At 40.6% G+C, this 17,068-nt stretch carries 19 protein-coding genes, 1 other RNA gene and 1 pseudogene; 14 read left to right on the top strand and 7 right to left on the bottom strand.

The annotated features are described in order from the left end of the window. Positions 1-2: 2 nt before the first annotated feature. From rseP to lpxA, 6 genes are read left to right on the top strand one after another with little or no spacing between them, the layout of a single operon-like run. Positions 3-1,358 carry an RIP metalloprotease RseP gene (gene rseP, locus FTT83_RS05415; RefSeq protein ID WP_180043570.1) on the top strand — a complete coding sequence of 452 codons (1,356 nt, stop codon included), beginning with the start codon at positions 3-5 and terminating at the stop codon, positions 1,356-1,358. 41 nt (positions 1,359-1,399) lie between these two features. Beyond that, a complete protein-coding gene (gene bamA, locus FTT83_RS05410; protein WP_180176329.1) occupies positions 1,400-3,910 on the top strand; it encodes an outer membrane protein assembly factor BamA in 2,511 nt (836 codons plus the stop codon). A gap of 35 nt (positions 3,911-3,945) precedes the next feature. Next, positions 3,946-4,443, top strand: a complete 498-nt coding sequence (locus tag FTT83_RS05405) for an OmpH family outer membrane protein (protein ID WP_086196390.1) — start codon at positions 3,946-3,948, stop codon at positions 4,441-4,443. Positions 4,444-4,446: 3 nt separating this feature from the next. After that, positions 4,447-5,514 carry a UDP-3-O-(3-hydroxymyristoyl)glucosamine N-acyltransferase gene (lpxD, locus tag FTT83_RS05400; protein WP_180043574.1) on the top strand — a complete coding sequence of 356 codons (1,068 nt, stop codon included), beginning with the start codon at positions 4,447-4,449 and terminating at the stop codon, positions 5,512-5,514. A 5-nt stretch (positions 5,515-5,519) separates the two neighbouring features. After that, positions 5,520-6,005, top strand: coding sequence for a 3-hydroxyacyl-ACP dehydratase FabZ (gene fabZ / locus FTT83_RS05395; RefSeq protein WP_171263214.1), 486 nt, complete (start codon positions 5,520-5,522; stop codon positions 6,003-6,005). Next, entirely contained in the window at positions 6,002-6,790 is a 789-nt protein-coding gene (lpxA, locus tag FTT83_RS05390; protein ID WP_086196388.1) for an acyl-ACP--UDP-N-acetylglucosamine O-acyltransferase, read from the top strand. Before fabZ ends, lpxA begins: the two co-directional genes overlap by 4 nt. Positions 6,791-6,842: 52 nt before the next feature. Here the strand turns inward: lpxA and FTT83_RS05385 are convergent, their stop codons facing one another. Beyond that, positions 6,843-7,703, bottom strand: a complete 861-nt coding sequence (locus FTT83_RS05385; RefSeq protein WP_180176328.1) for a YbgF trimerization domain-containing protein — start codon at positions 7,701-7,703, stop codon at positions 6,843-6,845. A 294-nt stretch (positions 7,704-7,997) separates the two neighbouring features. Here FTT83_RS05385 and ffs point away from each other — a divergent pair. Then, positions 7,998-8,094: signal recognition particle sRNA small type (ffs, locus tag FTT83_RS05380), an RNA gene on the top strand. A gap of 39 nt (positions 8,095-8,133) precedes the next feature. Here the strand turns inward: ffs and FTT83_RS05375 are convergent. From FTT83_RS05375 to FTT83_RS05360, 4 genes are all read right to left on the bottom strand, one after another. Next, positions 8,134-8,733: a regulatory protein RecX gene (locus FTT83_RS05375; protein ID WP_180176327.1), complete on the bottom strand. Its 600-nt coding sequence runs from the start codon at positions 8,731-8,733 to the stop codon at positions 8,134-8,136. A gap of 73 nt (positions 8,734-8,806) precedes the next feature. After that, the gene (gene recA, locus FTT83_RS05370; RefSeq protein WP_086196385.1) at positions 8,807-9,850 is read right to left on the bottom strand and encodes a recombinase RecA; all 1,044 of its coding nucleotides are present in this window, start codon (positions 9,848-9,850) and stop codon (positions 8,807-8,809) included. Between the two features lie 156 nt (positions 9,851-10,006). Continuing rightward, the gene (locus FTT83_RS05365; RefSeq protein WP_180176326.1) at positions 10,007-10,444 is read right to left on the bottom strand and encodes an RNA-binding S4 domain-containing protein; all 438 of its coding nucleotides are present in this window, start codon (positions 10,442-10,444) and stop codon (positions 10,007-10,009) included. Continuing rightward, entirely contained in the window at positions 10,437-11,123 is a 687-nt protein-coding gene (locus FTT83_RS05360) for an HAD-IA family hydrolase (protein ID WP_180176325.1), read from the bottom strand. The genes FTT83_RS05365 and FTT83_RS05360 overlap by 8 nt, the downstream gene beginning before the upstream one ends. Before the next feature lie 13 nt (positions 11,124-11,136). Here FTT83_RS05360 and FTT83_RS05355 point away from each other — a divergent pair, with 13 nt between their 5' ends. Together FTT83_RS05355 and FTT83_RS05350 are read left to right on the top strand one after the other, a co-directional pair. Continuing rightward, complete coding sequence (locus FTT83_RS05355; protein ID WP_180176324.1) at positions 11,137-11,991, top strand: 3'(2'),5'-bisphosphate nucleotidase CysQ; 855 nt, start codon at positions 11,137-11,139, stop codon at positions 11,989-11,991. Between the two features lie 58 nt (positions 11,992-12,049). After that, on the top strand, positions 12,050-12,793 hold the full coding sequence (locus FTT83_RS05350; RefSeq protein ID WP_180176323.1) for a histidine phosphatase family protein: 744 nt from the start codon (positions 12,050-12,052) through the stop codon (positions 12,791-12,793). Positions 12,794-12,972: 179 nt separating this feature from the next. Here the strand turns inward: FTT83_RS05350 and rpsT are convergent, their stop codons facing one another. Beyond that, the gene (gene rpsT / locus FTT83_RS05345) at positions 12,973-13,239 is read right to left on the bottom strand and encodes a 30S ribosomal protein S20 (protein WP_039622003.1); all 267 of its coding nucleotides are present in this window, start codon (positions 13,237-13,239) and stop codon (positions 12,973-12,975) included. A gap of 214 nt (positions 13,240-13,453) precedes the next feature. Between rpsT and FTT83_RS05340 the strand changes: the two genes are divergently transcribed. The 5 genes from FTT83_RS05340 to FTT83_RS05320 all read left to right on the top strand — a co-directional run bounded on the left by FTT83_RS05340 (position 13,454) and on the right by FTT83_RS05320 (position 16,990). Then, complete coding sequence (locus FTT83_RS05340; protein ID WP_180176322.1) at positions 13,454-14,128, top strand: NAD(P)H-binding protein; 675 nt, start codon at positions 13,454-13,456, stop codon at positions 14,126-14,128. Between the two features lie 3 nt (positions 14,129-14,131). After that, entirely contained in the window at positions 14,132-14,644 is a 513-nt protein-coding gene (gene rraA, locus FTT83_RS05335; RefSeq protein ID WP_086196380.1) for a ribonuclease E activity regulator RraA, read from the top strand. Positions 14,645-14,666: 22 nt separating this feature from the next. Next, positions 14,667-15,446: a glutathione S-transferase N-terminal domain-containing protein gene (locus FTT83_RS05330; RefSeq protein WP_166168228.1), complete on the top strand. Its 780-nt coding sequence runs from the start codon at positions 14,667-14,669 to the stop codon at positions 15,444-15,446. 309 nt (positions 15,447-15,755) lie between these two features. Further along, a complete protein-coding gene (locus FTT83_RS05325) occupies positions 15,756-16,439 on the top strand; it encodes a response regulator transcription factor (protein ID WP_180081291.1) in 684 nt (227 codons plus the stop codon). Beyond that, positions 16,436-16,990 (top strand): hypothetical protein, encoded by a 555-nt coding sequence (locus FTT83_RS05320; protein WP_373456106.1) that lies wholly within the window; start codon positions 16,436-16,438, stop codon positions 16,988-16,990. The genes FTT83_RS05325 and FTT83_RS05320 overlap by 4 nt, the downstream gene beginning before the upstream one ends. Here the strand turns inward: FTT83_RS05320 and FTT83_RS16035 are convergent. Then, positions 16,952-17,068 (bottom strand): annotated as a pseudogene (locus tag FTT83_RS16035) (transposase); the annotation flags it as partial. The gene FTT83_RS05320 and the pseudogene FTT83_RS16035 sit on opposite strands and share 39 nt — an antisense overlap.

The raw sequence follows: 17,068 nt of genomic DNA, 5'->3' as shown, positions 1-17,068 counted from the left end.
AAATGAGTGCCTTGTTTATGATTGTGGCAGCAATTTTACTTCTTGGACCGCTCATTGCGATTCATGAGTTTGGACATTATATTGTTGCGCGTAAACTGGGTGTTAAAGTTTTAGTTTATTCGATTGGCTTTGGGCCGACCTTAGTCAAGTGGACCTCTAAAAAATCGGGCATTCAATATCAGCTTTCAGCATTACCGTTAGGTGGCTATGTCAAAATGCTGGATGAACGGGAAGGCAGCGTTGCTGAAGAGGATTTACCTAAGGCATTCAACCGTCAGCATCCCTGGAAACGGATCGCAATTGTTGCTGCCGGGCCGTTAATCAATCTGGTTTTTGCCGTCTTATTGTTCTGGGTTTTGTTTATTCCATCGCAAGAACAATTGAACACCCGTGTGGGTAAAGTGTTGCCAAATACCCCGGCAGCTACAGCTCAAATGCAGGTTGGTGACAAAATTACAACAGTCGATGGAACGCAAGTCACAACTTGGGAAAAGTTAAATTTTGCTTTGGTGGATCGTGTTGGTGAAACCGGTTCTATTGAAATTCAGGCAGACCGTCACGGTCAGTTACAAACCTTTTACTTGCCTATCCAGAACTTCTTAAAAAATCAAGACCAGTCTGCATTGGACAGTTTGGGCTTTATGCCATACCGTCCATATATTGCTCCCGTGGTCAGCAAGCTGAGTGAAGGTGGTGCAGCTATTCGTCAGGGGATGAAAGAAGGCGACAAAATTGTGGCCATTGATGGTGTGAAAATGAATGACTGGTTCGATGTTGTTCAAGTTGTTCAGGCTTCTCCAGAAAAATTATTAAAAATAGATGTATTACGTCAAAATCAACTGCTACATTTACAGGTGATGCCACAAGCCAAGCGTGACAGCATGGGTAATGTTTCAGGTATGCTTGGTGTACAAAGTACCCCTGGAAAAATAACCATTCCCGAAGAATATAAGCAAACCATTCAATATAGTCCGACTGAAGCACTGGTGATGGCTATTGATAAAACGGGCCAAATTTCAGGTATGATTTTGAACTCGATGGTTAAGATGGTTCGTGGTTTAATTGGGCTGGATAATTTATCTGGACCGATCACCATTGCCAAGGTAGCAGGGCAAAGTGCGGAAATGGGTTGGCAAACCTTTATCTCATTTATGGCCTTAATGAGCGTGAGTTTAGGTATTTTAAATTTATTGCCTATACCAATGCTTGATGGTGGACACTTGGTTTACTATGTTATTGAGCTAATTCGTGGTAAACCTGTTTCTGAACAAATACAATTGTTTGGTTTAAAAATTGGTATGGTACTGCTCGGTAGCATGATGCTCCTTGCACTATTCAATGACTTCATGCGTTTATAACAACGTAAATATGTAATAAATTAACATCGGAAAAGACTGGCATGCAGCACACACATTTATTTATGCCTTTGGCACTCGTTAGTGCAATGGCAGCAGTACAACAAGTATATGCAGCAGATGAATTCATTGTTCGCGATATCAAAATTGATGGACTTGTTCGCTTAACGCCAGAAAATGTTTATGGAGTGTTGCCTGTCAATGCTGGCGATCGGGTTAATGATGCGACCATTGCAAATGCGATTCGTGCCTTGTATGCCACTGGCCTGTTTGATGATATCAAGGCATCTCAACAAGCAGATACGCTTGTTTTTAGCGTGGTAGAACGCCCGGTTATTTCCAAGGTTGAGTTCAAGGGGAATAAACTTATTCCTAAAGAAGCCCTGGAAGAAGGGCTGAAAAAAATGGGGATTGCAGAAGGCGAGGTTTTGAAAAAATCTGCTTTGCAAACCATTGAAACTGAACTTGAACAGCAGTATATGCAGCAAGGTCGTTATGATGCCGATGTTAAGGTAATCACGACTGCCAAACCGAATAACCGTGTTGATTTAACCGTTGACTTTGTTGAAGGTAAGGCAGCTAAAGTTGTTGATATCAATATTATTGGCAATACCGTTTTTAAAGAAAGCGATATCAAGCAGGCTTTTGCTGTTAAAGAAAGTACATGGAGTTCGATTGTTACCAGTAACGATCGCTATGCACGTGAAAAGATGGCTGCCAGCCTTGAAGCTTTACGTGCTTTATATTTAAACAAGGGTTATATCAATTTCAATATCACCAACTCAAGTTTGAACTTGAGTGAAGATAAAAAAAATATCTTTGTCGAAGTTGCGGTAGAAGAAGGCGAACAATTTAAATTTGGTCAAAGCAAGTTTTTGGGTGATGCACTTTATAAACCTGAAGAATTAAAAGCACTGCAAATTTATAAAGATGGCGACATTTATTCTCAAGAAAAAGTCAATGCGGTCAAGCAGCTTTTACTGCGTAAGTATGGTAATGCCGGTTATTACTATGCGGAAGTGAATATTGTTCCTGAAATCAATAAAGAAACCAAACAGGTTGATTTGAATTATTATATTAATCCGGGTCAGCAAGTCACTGTGCGTCGTATCAACTTTACTGGTAATAGCAAAACAGCCGATGAGGTATTACGTCGTGAAATGCGCCAGATGGAAGGTGCATTAGCCAGCAATGAAAAAATTGATTTATCTAAAGTTCGTCTAGAACGTACAGGTTTCTTTAAAACAGTTGAGATTAAACCGACACGTATTCCAAATGTACCTGACCAGGTTGATTTGAACGTCAATGTTGAAGAGCAGCATTCAGGTACCAGTACACTGGCAGTCGGTTTCTCGCAAAGTGGTGGTGTAACCTTCCAGGCGGGCTTAAGTCAAACCAACTTCTTGGGTACAGGTAATGCGGTATCAATTGACTTGTCGCGTTCAGAAACACAAGATTATTATAATTTAAGCGTGACTGATCCATACTTCACCATTGATGGTGTACGTCGCGGTTATAACATGTATTACCGTAAAACCAAGTTGGATAATAACTATAACGTCAATAACTATGTAACCGACAGCTTTGGTGGTGGTATCAACTTCGGTTATCCAATTGATGAGAATCAGAGTATCAGTGCAGGTCTAAATATTGACCAGACTGATGTTACTACTGGTTCTTATGTTTCAACTTATGTTGCTGATTATTTGGAAAAAAATGGTGATGGACAAACACAAGGTGGTGAGTATTGCCCACAGTCGTTGGTTCCAATTACAGATGCTAATGGCAATATCACAGGTTATCAGCTTTGTCCTAATCCAATTTCATATGGTAAAGAATTTAAAGGTGGTTTCTTAACTTATAACTTAAACTTGGGTTGGTCTTATAATACCTTAAACCGTCCTGTCTTCCCAACATCAGGTATGTCGCATCGTGTGAATGGTGAAATTGCATTACCAGGCAGTGATGTGGAATATCAAAAAATCACCTATGATGCCCAAGCCTTCCAGCCTTTAGGTAAGGGCTTTGTACTGCGTGGTTATGGTAAGTTGGGTTATGGTAATGACTTGCCATTCTATAAAAACTTCTATGCCGGTGGCTTTGGTTCAGTGCGTGGTTATGATAACAGTACGCTAGGTCCTAAATATCCAGGGGTTTATTTTTCTGATACGAGCCAAACAGATCCTTCTCCCGAAGAAGTCGGTGGTAATGCTTTAGTACAATTTGGTACCGAACTGGCTTTACCATTACCGTTTAAAGGTGATTGGACACGCCAAGTTCGTCCGGTACTGTTTGCTGAAGGTGCCCAAGTTTTTGATACGCAATGTAATGTTTCTAATGATAATATTTTTGTCAAAGGCTCATTGGTAAGTGCGAAACAATATTGCGAAGATAACTTTGGCTTTGATGCAGGTAATATGCGTTATAGCGTAGGTGCAGGGTTTACCTGGATTACCATGATTGGTCCACTATCTCTTAGCTATGCTTATCCGTTAAATGAAAAAGACGGTGATAATACTAAAAATATCCAATTTGAAATTGGTCGTACTTTCTAAGTGCGACCCTCAATGGGTTTAAAGAGGATATGTGTATGAAGAAAATATTAATGAGCCTTGTTTTTGCTGGTTTGGCGAGTACGTCGATAGTACATGCCGCTGGTTATGGGGTTGTTGATCTGGAAAAAGTGGTAGAAAATAGCACTTATTTAAAACAGCAGAATGTTTCTTTACAGCAAAAAGTCAAGCCGCAAACCACTAAACTGGAACAGTTAGCTAAAGAACTCGAAGCTCTACAGCAACGTGCTCAGCAAACGCCTAATTTATCTGATGCTGAAAAGCAAAAAATGTCTGTGCAATTTCAGACTCAGCTAAAAGAATTTAATACGCTGCAGCAAAGTGTACAGTCAACCGTTCAGTCTACGATTCAGATGATGAATAAGACTTTAGGGGCTCGAGTTAAGCAAGTTGCAGAACAATTGCGTAAAGAAAATAACTTGGATGTTGTTTTGAATAAAAATTCAGCACTTGCTTATGACCCTAAATATGATTTAACTGATAAAATGATTCAAAAGGTTAACGTTATTAAGTAATCAATGAATCCTAGACAATTTCGCTTAGAAGATCTTGCCCGTCTGGTACAGGGCGAGCACGTAGGTCAATCTGATTTAATATTAGAAGGATTGGCCAGCTTGGATGCAGCTCAAGCGAAACATATTGCATTTGTAAATGCTGATAAATATCTGGATCAGGCACGCGCTTCAAAAGCGGGTGCATTGATCGTTACTTCCTCTCTAAAAAATCAGTTAGATACGCACAATAATTTTATTGTAGTCGATAATCCTTATCTGGCTTTTGCCATTCTGACGCATGTATTTGAAAAAAAAAATCGGCATCAGGGGATAGAAAGTACAGCTCAAATTGACCCTTCTGCCATAATTGCCGATAGTGCCTATATTGGACATTATGTTGTTATTGGTGAGCATTGTGTGGTGGGTGATGACACCGTCATTCAGTCACACGTTAAAATTGATGATGATGTCGAAATTGGTCAGCAATGCTTTATCGATTCACATGTCACATTAACTGGTGACACAAAAATTGGGGATCGTGTCCGTATTCATGCCAATACCGTGATTGGGGGAGAAGGCTTTGGTTTTGCTCCTTACCAAGGTAAATGGCATCGTATTGCGCAATTAGGTTCAGTTAAAATCGGAAATGACGTCAGAATTGGATCAAATTGCAGCATTGACCGTGGTGCACTCGATGATACTATTCTGGAAGATGGTGTCATTATTGATAATCTTGTGCAAATTGCCCATAACGTAAAAATTGGTGCAAATACAGCACTTGCTGCGAAATGTGGTATAGCAGGTAGCACAACAATTGGCAAAAACTGTGTACTAGCTGGAGCCGTGGGAGTGGTAGGTCACATTAATATTGCCGACAATGTCACAATTACCGGTATGTCAATGGTCACAAAAAGTATTTCTGAGGCAGGAAGCTATTCTTCTGGCACACCAATGCTGGAAAGTTTGCACTGGAAACGGGCTGCAGTACGCTTTAAACAATTAGCAGATGTGCCATTGACCCAGTTACTTAAACGGCTTGATCATATACAGGCTCAAATCGAGTCCCTTGAATCAACTTTTAAGCGTAAATAGATATGATGACTGAGTCGAATACTCCTGCATTTACGAAACCTGAATTGCCAATGCACATTCAACAAATTCGTGAATATTTACCTCACCGCTATCCATTCTTATTGGTCGATCGCATTGTAGATGTGACTGACAATGGCATTGTGGGCTATAAGAATGTTTCAATCAACGAAGAGTTTTTACAGGGGCACTTCCCGGGCTACCCGATTATGCCAGGCGTTTTGATTGTTGAGGCATTAGCTCAAGTCTCTGGTATACTTGGTTTTATCATGAATAATGAAAAACCTGGTCCAGGATCATTGTTTCTTTTTGCGGGTGTTGAAAAAGTCCGTTTTAAAAAACAGGTCGTTGCTGGTGACCAATTGGTATTAAAATCAGAATTGGTTATGCACAAACGTGGAATTTACAAATATAATTGTATCGCCACAGTGGATGGCGTTGTAGCAACAACCGCGGAAATTACGGTTTCGCATCAGAAAATAGAGCAGGCATGAGTAATAACGATTTAATTCACCCAACCGCCATTATAGACTCATCTGCAGTCATTGCTGCAGATGTACAAATTGGCCCTTATTGTATTATTGGGCCACAGGTCACCATTGGTGAGGGCACCAAGCTACATGCACATGTAGTGGTTGGTGGTTATACTCGTATTGGGAAAAACAACGAAATATTCCAGTTCGCGAGTGTGGGTGAAGTTTGTCAGGATTTAAAATATGCTGGCGAAGAGACCTGGCTTGAAATTGGTGATCATAACTCTATTCGTGAGCATTGCAGCTTGCATCGTGGTACGGTTCAAGATCAAGGTCTTACCAAAATCGGTAGTCATAATTTATTGATGGTCAATACACATATTGCACATGACTGTGTGGTGGGCGATCATAATATTTTTGCCAATAATGTTGGTGTTGCCGGACATGTTCAGGTTGGCGATTATGTGGTTGTGGGTGGAAACTCAGGTATTCATCAATTCTGCAAAATTGATTCTTACAGCATGATCGGTGGTGCTTCGTTAATCTTAAAAGATGTACCTGCTTATGTTATGGTTTCAGGTAATCCAGCGCATGCCTTTGCCATGAATGTTGAAGGTATGCGTCGTAAGGGTTGGTCTAAAGATGTGATCCAGGCCTTACGTCAAGCCTTTAAATTGATTTATAAAGAAGCTTTAACCACTGAGCAGGCCATACAGCAGATTCGTACCGACCTGTTGCCTGAAGCTCCTGAAGTACAGTTATTGATTGATTCATTAGAGCAATCCAAGCGTGGTATTGTTCGTTAATCGAATATACTGCTATAAAAAAGACACCTATTAAGGTGTCTTTTTTTGTCTTTTATTTCTTCAGATATCCAGCTTCTTCAGATTTGGGATAATTTTTTTGTAGTTTTATTTTTAACTGGTTGGCGAGAGTCATATTGTGATCGACATCTTTGGCTATATTGTAGAGTTGATATAGGGAACGTGATGCCTTGGCAGAATTGGGGTATTGATTGACCACGATATTATAGTTCTTTTTAGCTTCTGCATAATTGGTCGGTTCCACGGCCAGATTAAATTCAGCCAGCCAGAAATAGGCATTACTAATGTAGATACTATTGGGATTGTTCTTGATAAAGTTTTGCATAGGAGCAATAGCTTTTTTTGCACCGCCTTGTTTATAAGCATCCAGCGCTACAGTATAGGCTGCTTTATCAAGTTCAGTTGAAGAGGGCTGAGCATTGGCGGGAACTGCTTGCTTGGCTGTTGCTGGAGCCACTTCTTTAGCGGATGTATGAGATGCTACTGTGGCTTGGCTGTTTGAGCTGCTGGGAGAAGTATCCTGTTGGTTATCCTCCTCTGGAGCTGCACTTTCTGGGTCTACTTTCTGTTGCAGAAGTTCCAGACGTTGGTCCAAGTCGGTATAGCGATTGGTCAATTCGTGTTTAAGCTGTTCAATTTCGTTGTCCTGTTCTTCAATTTTGCCGCGTAATACGCGAATGTCATTTTCTAATTGCTGGTTTTTTTGCATGATTTGCCAATTTAAATTGGTTGGCACATTGGCAACTGTTGCACCTGGGTTCATAGCCACATTGTTGGCACTGAGGTCAATACTGTTGTTTTGACTCAAGCCGCGTGATTCAATCGGGACATTGGCGTAAAGTGAAGCCGAACCCAAGAAGGTGAGTACGCATAAGGCATGCTGTTTGAGCATCATAAAAAACATCCATTTTGTATTTTTCGGTCCGTTCTAAATACAAGATTTTAGAGTGTGACCATTTAAAAGACATGACGACATTAAAAACGTCCGGCCCATGAAATGCAATATGCGTTTACAATCTTGTCATAGTTTTAAAGTAATTGATTGTGCAGATAAAAACATTCAAGAATGCTGTTTTTAATCAAGATTGTTTTTTTAATAAGCAAACAAAAGCAATGTTGCTAGAAAACAGGTTAGAGTACTTGCAAGTTAATTAAAAATCTCTATACTCTGTTCTTGCAATGGTAGCCCTGCCGGTTACTTCGCAATTGTACTCTACGAACCCCGCCAGGACCGGAAGGTAGCAACGGTAGTAGAACTATGATGTGCCGAAGGTTTGCTGGTAGGGTTGCCACCAATTTTTATAATAATTCATATTTCCCTATATTTATATTTCATCTGCTTTTTTGCTAATTGCTTTCATAATTGCATCCATTTCAAATCCACGATACATCAAAAAGCGTATTTGTTTAGCTTTCAGTTTGGGCTCTTTTTCAACATCAAGACCGAATTTTTTTACTTTCAGTTGATAGGCCTGTTCATTCCAGTCAGTTTCTTTTAATTCATCCTGAATTAAACTGCTATCAATTTTTTTTGATTTTAATGCCATCTTGATGCGGTTTGGACCTTTACCTTTACGTTTCTGGCTCGACAGCATCATTTCAGCTACACGCTGATCACTCTGATAATTTTCACTCGCCAGTTCATCCACCAGTTTAATGACTTCATCACGATCCACGGCATAAAGTGCAAGTTTCTCGATCAGATCCGCTTTTGAGTATTCCTTACGTGTCAATACTGCAAAAGCGTAGGAACGTAAGCGTGTGCCAGTCAAGCCTTGAGCTTTTGGTTCAGATGGATTTTCAAAGTGTAAAGCATCGGATTCTTTAGGCGGAATTGAACAGGTGGACAATTCTCCAGGCGACTCATTAAATTGTTGCTTGAGTGCTGCGTAATCCAGCATATTGGGAAATTTGGGATTGTTCATAAGGGTCTATATCACATCAAATATAAAACGCCCCGTAGGGCGTTTTACAGTTTAACTTTTATTATGCCGGAAATTAAGCATCTAAAAAGTCTGGTTCAGCTTCATCCTTGTCTTCTACCGGTGCTGTACCTGTAGTAAGGAGTTGTTCACGAATCAGTTTTTCCACTTCTACTGCAATTTGTGGATTTTCTTCCAGATGGCGAATCACGTTGTTTTTACCTTGGCCAATTTTATCGCCCTGATAAGAATACCATGCGCCAGCTTTTTGGATGATCTCTTGCTGTACGGCGAGGTCAATCAATTCGCCTAAATGGTTGACACCTTTACCATACAGAATTTGGAATACCGCTTCTTTAAATGGAGGCGCCATCTTGTTCTTCACGACTTTTACGCGGGTTTCCGAACCGATGATTTCATCACCTTCTTTTACCTGACCGATACGGCGGATATCGAGACGTACAGAAGCGTAGAATTTAAGCGCATTACCACCCGTTGTGGTTTCAGGGCTACCAAACATCACGCCAATCTTCATACGGATCTGGTTAATGAAGATCACCATACAGTTAGAGCGCTTTGCATTACCGGTGATTTTACGCAATGCTTGGCTCATTAAACGGGCTTGCAGACCCATATGCGAGTCACCCATTTCACCTTCAATTTCCGCGCGTGGGGTTAGGGCTGCTACGGAGTCGACCACGATCAGGTCAATCGCGCCAGAGCGTACCAGCATGTCGGCAATTTCAAGTGCCTGTTCACCATTGTCAGGCTGTGACACCAGAAGATTGTCGATATCTACGCCTAACTTGCGGGCATATTGCGGATCAAGCGCATGTTCGGCATCAATGAACGCACATGTACCACCCGCTTTTTGACATTCTGCAATAGCTTGCAAAGTCATGGTGGTTTTACCTGAAGATTCAGGGCCGTAAATTTCAACGATACGGCCTTTAGGTAAACCACCAATACCCAGAGCAATATCCAGGGTTAAAGAGCCTGTAGAGACCGCTTCAACGGCCTGTACAGTATTGTCACCAAGGCGCATTACTGTATTTTTACCAAACTGTTTTTCAATCTGGCTTAGGGCAGCATTTAGCGCCTTGCTTTTATTATCATCCATCTCACAACCTCAAAACGATGTCACAAAAATATTCACTTAAGTGGATGTGTTGCTTTCAAACGTGTTCCACCCAAGTATAGTGACAGATTCATTCCTTATGTACTATATCAATTCAGTCGAATGCGACAGAATGTGACGCTTAAATATCAACAGCTTCTAATCGTGATATGACCAGTGCTGATCGAACTGCTGATCATTATCTTGTTTGAATTTACTGATTTGTCTTCGATCTTTTTTACTCGGCCGATGTTCAGGTCGGGCTAGATTATGCAACTTTCTTTGGGTGGCAATCAACTCTCGTCTTGCAACACTCACTTCGGTTTCTTCATAAAGTTGCTGTGCAATCGGTGCTGCACCGCGCACAGCGGATAAGGCATTGATGACGACAGTTTTACGGTCAAAACCCTGCTGGATGGTGAGCTCCATCCCGACACGAATTTCTTTGGAAACTTTAACCCGTTCACCGTTATGATGAACTTTACCGCCTTCAATGGCAGCTTTGGATATTGAACGTGTTTTAAAAAAACGTGCTGCCCACAACCATTTGTCAACACGCATACTTTCAACATTGTTCTGTTGAGAAGAATTAGGCATATTTTTTCAGATCCTCAGCTTGTTCTAAGATCACCATTAAATCGGTCAGCTCTTGTAAAATTGGATAGGAACTTTCAGTCCTAATTTCTTTTTGAGATGAGGGCTGGGCAATGGTAATTAAATGCTGGATACCAAATTTTTCTGCACCTTTGAGTACTTTTTCAGTGTCATCAATAAAATAGGTATGTTCGACCTGAAAGGGGTGCAGTGAATGGAGTTTCTGCCAAAATTCGATGTTTTCTTTGGCGTGACCAATCGTTTCACTGCTGACAATTACATCAAAATAATGCGCGATTTGGGTTTGTTCAAGTTTGAATTTCAGGCCTTCACAATCGGCATTGGTTGCAATCCAGCAGGCATAGCCCTGAGCTTTAAGATATTCCAGCAGTTCAATACATCCTGGACGTAAAGTTACCTTGTGTTGAAATTCCTGTTGCAGCGCCAATGTATCAACCCCTACTTTTGCACTCCAGAAGCGTGTGGAATACCAATTTAAGGTATGATTGTATTGCTGGTAAAACTGAAATAGCGCTCGGGTACTTTGTTCGAGTGTACAGTTATGCTTTTCTGCATAGCGAATAGGGAGTTGATGATTCCAGATGAAATCATCATAAGCAAGATCAAGAAGCGTACCATCCATGTCAAAGATGATGGTGGGTTTTTCTGAGGAATTCGGCATATGAAGGTAATCTATGTTTAATGCAACTACGGCACCGCAAGATGCTCTGATTTTACAGTTAGTTCCCATTGTGACACAGGCATGTGAAATTTTGCGAGCAGAATATCAAGCCTATTGTGCAGGTGAAACTTTTGATGTCGAGCATAAAAATGATCAATCACCCGTAACCCAGGCAGATTATCGGGTCAATGCGTTTATCACGACCGCATTACACAAAATTTTTCCGAACATCTCGTTGTTGTCTGAAGAAGGTGACTATACCGAGCGTGAGCAATGGCAAAAATTCTGGTTGCTTGACCCTTTGGATGGTACCAAGGAATTTCTGCATAAACGTCCTGAATTTACCATTAATTTGAGTCTGGTTGAGGGGGCGCATACCACCTTCGCTGTATTAGCCATCCCTGGTGAACAAACGATATATTTTTGTCCCAAACATGGCCTGCCTTTAAAATTAGAAATTGCAACGGGGCAATGGCTGCAATATGTTGATGATCTGCCATCTGAAACTGTTCAGGTCGGTTTAAGTCAAAGTAGTCAGAACAAACCTAAATATGCTGAATATCTGGACATCCTGAAACAGCAGGTGGATATTGTAGAGTTTAGGGCGGGCAGTGCCTATAAGTTCTGCATGATGCTGGAAGGTAAAGTGGATATTTACCCACGCTTTCATCCGACCAGTGAGTGGGATACCAGTGCAGGGCAATGCCTGATTGAACGCATCGGTGGCGGGCTGGTAGATTTTAAAGGCAGACCCTTTGTATATAATCAGCGCGAGAGTTTACTGAATGGTGGTTTTATCGCATTTCGTAATATCGAGATGAAAAATTTGGCATTCCAGGCCCTAGGACTTATGGCGAACATACATTGAGCTGATGCATTAACATGCTATAGTATGCTATGTACCCATGTTTAATTTTGGCTGCTTCATGGCGTTAGATTTACTCCCTATAAGTATGCTGAAGGCGATTGATTTATTGCCTGATGCTAAAACACCTGTCACTCTGTTTACCCGCCATTCTATTCGCGAGGTCGTTACAGGGCAGGGTTTGGCAGGCTATGATTTGCAGTTAACTGAACAAGGCCGTGAGCTTGCCCAGGCATGGGGTAACTATTTAATTGATAATACGGATCGTAGCATCCAGCACTGTATTTCAAGTCCGATTCAACGCTGTGTCGATACTGCTGCTTTAATGATACAGGGTGCCGATTCGAGTATGCTGGCACAAAATACCCATCATATTGAAATTGTCCAGCAAGGCTTACTGGTTGAGCCGGGAAGTTTTGTGCTCGATATTAAACAGGCGGGGCCTTATTTTCAGAAACAAGGTGCTTTGGGTTTTATTAACAGTTTTGTCAATAATGCCTTGCCTGGAATGAAACATCCGATTACTGGTGTAGTCGATGTGCTGGAGCTGATTTATAACACTCATCCGCAAGATCATTTTGGTTTAAGTCTGGCTGTAAGTCACGATACTATTTTGGCAGCCATTATTGCGGTGATTTCTGGGCGTAATACCGTTAGCCATGAAGACTGGCCAAAAATGATGGAAGGCCTGTTTGTCTGGTTTGAAGGTGATGTGTTTTTAGAATCCAAACTGAAATGGATTTGGCGTGGTCAAGTGAACGAGTTGTCGATTCGCGAGTTTCAGAACCTGGAAAAAATAAAATAAAACAGCATTGCTTTTAAAAAACGCCCTCTTGATATTCTTCCTGAATAAAGTAATCCTAAAAAAAATTTTTAATAGAAGTTTTGAAGTGCTTTATGTTTTTATAAGGTGCTATTTTTAGACCTAATAATTTTTTATAGACGTAAAAAAAGCCCTAAAAGGGCTTTTTTTAATGCAACAACTTAGTTAGCTAAAGCTTTAACTTGTGCATTTAAACGGCTCTTATGACGAGCAGCTTTGTTTTTATGGATGATACCTTTATCAGCCATACGGTCAATTACAGGAACCGCAGTTTTGTATGCTTCTGTAGCAGCAGCATAATCACCAGCAGCGATTGCAGCTACTGTACGTTTAAGATAAGTACGAACCATAGAACGTAAGCTTGCGTTGTGTTTACGTGCTTTAACGTTTTGACGAGCACGTTTTTTAGCTTGAGCAGAGTTTGCCACTCGTGCACTCCTTGAATTAGATTGGTCTGGGCGGGCTGAAATTACAACTGAAAACCTTCATCAGAAGAATTATCACCAGCCCGTAAACAAGTGCCATATTGTGATTAAACTATGGCGTTAAGTCAAGTCTTGACTTGATTCAGCAACATTTTAGATGCATAAAAAGTATAAAAAAACTGTTACGTTAGTAAAACCTATAGAGATCGATTAAAAAATGACTAAATCAATTAAAAGTGTAATTGTGATTGGTGCAACAGGTCTAGTGGGACGTGAATTGCTGAAACAGCTCAATGAGCTTGAAAGCTGTGAGAAAATAACGGCTGTGGTTCGGCATGAAGATCAGCAGATTAAAAGTCTGGAAAAAGTACAACAATTTATCTTGCAGGATTTTCTGTTACTGAACGATGAAGATGTAAATGGTTATAGTCATGCCTTCAGCTGTTTAGGCACGACACTAAAAAAAGCCGGTTCAAAACAGAATTTTTATAATATTGATTATGAAATCAATGCACATTTTGCTGATTTATTTGAATCGACCCAGACCCACTATTTATTAATTAGTACCATGGGCGCAAACGCACAATCCAGAATTTTTTACAATAAAGTCAAAGGTGAACTGGAACAGCATATCCAAGGCTTAAATCTGGAATATGTATCTGTTCTGCGCCCATCACTATTAATCGGTGAACGACCAGAACAACGCACCTTAGAAGATATGGCGCAAAAATTGTATCAAAAATTCTCGCATTGGGTTCCTGATACATTTAAATATAAGCCCGTGACAGCAGTACAAGTAGCTCATACTATGGTCGAGGCTGCACAAACTCAGACTGAAAAGTTTGAAATTTATGATAATTTACGCATACAAAATTCCAAACGAGGGAAATAAAAAGTGTCTAATCCAGCATTCGTAACCTGTGACTTACTTGATGACAATCCAGAAAAAGAAATTCAGGTGGTCACCCCATCAATGGATGGAAAATTCTTTAAAAGCTATGGTGCACGTAAAAGTTTTGGTGGTCAGGCAGTCACTGTAAAGTGTTTTGAAGATAATTCACGTGTCAAAGAACTGCTCGCAACCGATGGTACTGGTAAAGTGCTTGTGGTGGATGGTGGAGCATCTATGCGCTGTGCCTTGATGGGCGATATGATTGCTGAATCAGCGGTGAAAAATCACTGGAATGGGGTAATTATTTACGGGTGTGTACGTGATGTCGATGCGATTGCCGAACTGGACCTGGGTGTACATGCGTTGGCTGCAATTCCGCAAAAAAGTAATCGCAAAGGCATAGGCGAAGTGGATTTAACTTTGTATTTTGGTGGTGTAAGCGTCAGTTCTGGCGATTATATCTATGCCGATAACAACGGCATTGTGGTGGCAAAAGAAAAATTAGTCGATTTATAAAGACAGAGATACAAGGATAAAAATGGTGAATCATCAAATTAAAGTGATACAAGCGCTGGCTTCATCTTTGACTGAAGGCGGACGAGGTGTGAGCGGTACAGCTTTTCCCAAGCAGCCTGAAAAATCACTGAAACTTTATGAGTTTGAGGGTTCGCCATTTTGTCGCCGTGTGCGTGAGGTTTTAACCTTGTTAAATCTGGATTATGAGGTTTATCCTTGCCCTAAGGGTGGCCAGAAATACCGGAAAATTGTCAAAGAAAAAGGTGGAAAAAAACAGTTTCCATTTTTCGTAGATGAAAATACCGGTACAGAAATATATGAATCACAAGCCATTATTAATCATTTATTTAAACATTATGGCCGAACGGGAACCACACCGAAAAAATTTGCCCATTATCCCAAAATCCCTGTCGTGGCTTTAGCTGGCACCATCGTGAATGGTGCACGCGGCGTCTGGATTAACCGGAAAATTAAAGATCGTGCAGCACCAGAGCAACTTTTGGAGTTATGGGGTTTTGAAGCCAGTCCTTTTACCCGTGTGGTACGAGCAATGTTAACTGAGCTTGAGCTACCTTATATTTATCATAACGTGGCTAAAGAGCGCTGGCAGGATATGGGGCCGGCAATATTGCGTTTAAAACCTGGAAAATATCAACCCTTAGCGGGTGGTAAACGTGAAAAGACCGTTGAAATTATGGGGCGAGATATTCAGGTTCCTTATTTAATTGATCCAAATACCGGAGTGAAAATGTTTGAGTCTGCACAGATTGTGAAATACTTAAACCAGCAATATGGTCACTAATCTCATCCGAAGTAAGAAACTGCTAAAACAGCGGTTTTTTTTGGCCTATATCTGATTAATTTAAGCAAAAACTAAAGTAAGTTATACCCTGGTATGATAGTCAGAATATTGAATGGATAACTGATGGCTAAATCATCGATTGAAACTTTAAAATTTGTATTTTATGGTCTTAACACTGGCTGATTACAATGTAATAGTAAATAAAATTGATCGTTTATTAATATAAAAGTTATTAAATTACCTGATTTTAGGGATATTGTTTAGCTTGTATTTTTCGCTATAGTAGGCGGTTATAATAGGGGGTGCTGTGTGTCAGAATTAGCAACGATTTTACCCGTTCCAGTTTTAATTGTTGAAGATGAAGGGCTGATTCAAGAACGATTAAAAAAGATATTGGCAGAACTGGGCTATAGCAAAGATATGCTGATTTTTGCTAAAAACTTGCAACAGGCTTTTGTAGAAATAGAGCAGCAACCTGTTTCTTTGGCTTTGGTTGATTTGGGACTGCCTGACGGTAACGGCATAGAGCTGATTGAAAAGCTTCATGCACAGGATAGCAATGCCATGATCTTGGTGATATCGGCTTGGAGTACTCAGGAAAGTTTATTTTCAGCAATCAAGGCAGGCGCGACAGGTTATGTTCTGAAAGAACGTGATGATGTTGAAGTTAAGTTATCCATTCGTAGCATTTTACGTGGCGGTGCGCCGATAGACCCTTTTATTGCTCAAGAAATTTTGAAACAGATATCAGCTGCGGTTATACCGGCAGTAGCTGATCAGAAAATCATAGATGCAGATATGGAGCTGTTAACCAGCCGGGAAACTGAGATTCTAAATCTGGTCGCTCAAGGAATGAGTAACCGGGAAATCGCTGAACAATTGTTTGTTTCTAAATATACTGTTGAAAGTCATATCAAGCACATATACCGTAAATTGTCGGTGACCAAAAGAACAAAGGCCGTGAGTGCAGCAAGATCCTTAGGGATTCTATGAAGTCATTGATTGTGCATTATTTTTTTATTCTTGTTCTTAGCCTGCTGAGTCAAGTCAGTTCTGCCGAAATAATTGAAAATATTAATGCACAATGTGCAGTACACATTCATTCTATTGATACTGTCAAAACCAGTTCAGTCACAGTTTTACCCCGACAGGGCTGGGAGTCTGTAAATTTACCCGATCAGTGGCAAAAACGCTGGAAAAATTATAACGGAGCAGCGTGGTACAAAATTCAATGGAGCTGGTCCTGTCAGAATCAGGCTAGACTTGCCGAGCCGATTGCTTTTTCAATTGATTATATTAATTCTGCCGGCGCAGTCTTTTTGAATGGTGATTTACTCTGGAGAGATAAGCATTTACAAGAACCACTGTCAAAAAGCTGGAATATGCCGCGTTACTGGATTTTACCAATATCGGGATTAAACAGCGGCGAAAATGAAATTTTAATTTATGTGAATGGCTTTGCTTTCCAGTCTTCGGGTATTGGTCAGATTGCTTTTAAGTATCAACTAAAAAGTAAACATGTATTCATTACCAAAACCCTTTGAAATCTGCCCAACCCAACGCTCTATTTGATCTGCCTTCATCACCTTAAAATCCCGCCAGTTATACTTCATCTGCTTCCA

The organism is Acinetobacter sp. YH01018, from assembly GCF_013420295.1.
Lineage (GTDB): Bacteria > Pseudomonadota > Gammaproteobacteria > Pseudomonadales > Moraxellaceae > Acinetobacter.
This window is presented reverse-complemented; position numbering and strand designations above follow the sequence as displayed.

Excerpts from the sequence above, each read along its gene's own strand:
- FTT83_RS05320 (WP_373456106.1), top strand. The coding sequence starts at position 16,436 with ATGAAGTCATTGATTGTGCATTATTTTTTTATTCTTGTTCTTAGCCTG.
- FTT83_RS05365 (WP_180176326.1), bottom strand. The coding sequence starts at position 10,444 with ATGCCTAATTCTTCTCAACAGAACAATGTTGAAAGTATGCGTGTTGAC.
- FTT83_RS05385 (WP_180176328.1), bottom strand. The coding sequence starts at position 7,703 with ATGATGCTCAAACAGCATGCCTTATGCGTACTCACCTTCTTGGGTTCG.
- FTT83_RS05340 (WP_180176322.1), top strand. The coding sequence starts at position 13,454 with ATGACTAAATCAATTAAAAGTGTAATTGTGATTGGTGCAACAGGTCTA.
- FTT83_RS05405 (WP_086196390.1), top strand. The coding sequence starts at position 3,946 with ATGAAGAAAATATTAATGAGCCTTGTTTTTGCTGGTTTGGCGAGTACG.
- recA (WP_086196385.1), bottom strand. The coding sequence starts at position 9,850 with ATGGATGATAATAAAAGCAAGGCGCTAAATGCTGCCCTAAGCCAGATT.
- lpxD (WP_180043574.1), top strand. The coding sequence starts at position 4,447 with ATGAATCCTAGACAATTTCGCTTAGAAGATCTTGCCCGTCTGGTACAG.
- fabZ (WP_171263214.1), top strand. The coding sequence starts at position 5,520 with ATGACTGAGTCGAATACTCCTGCATTTACGAAACCTGAATTGCCAATG.
- FTT83_RS05350 (WP_180176323.1), top strand. The coding sequence starts at position 12,050 with ATGGCGTTAGATTTACTCCCTATAAGTATGCTGAAGGCGATTGATTTA.
- bamA (WP_180176329.1), top strand. The coding sequence starts at position 1,400 with ATGCAGCACACACATTTATTTATGCCTTTGGCACTCGTTAGTGCAATG.
- FTT83_RS05355 (WP_180176324.1), top strand. The coding sequence starts at position 11,137 with ATGTTTAATGCAACTACGGCACCGCAAGATGCTCTGATTTTACAGTTA.
- lpxA (WP_086196388.1), top strand. The coding sequence starts at position 6,002 with ATGAGTAATAACGATTTAATTCACCCAACCGCCATTATAGACTCATCT.
- FTT83_RS05375 (WP_180176327.1), bottom strand. The coding sequence starts at position 8,733 with ATGAACAATCCCAAATTTCCCAATATGCTGGATTACGCAGCACTCAAG.
- FTT83_RS05360 (WP_180176325.1), bottom strand. The coding sequence starts at position 11,123 with ATGCCGAATTCCTCAGAAAAACCCACCATCATCTTTGACATGGATGGT.
- FTT83_RS05330 (WP_166168228.1), top strand. The coding sequence starts at position 14,667 with ATGGTGAATCATCAAATTAAAGTGATACAAGCGCTGGCTTCATCTTTG.
- rseP (WP_180043570.1), top strand. The coding sequence starts at position 3 with ATGAGTGCCTTGTTTATGATTGTGGCAGCAATTTTACTTCTTGGACCG.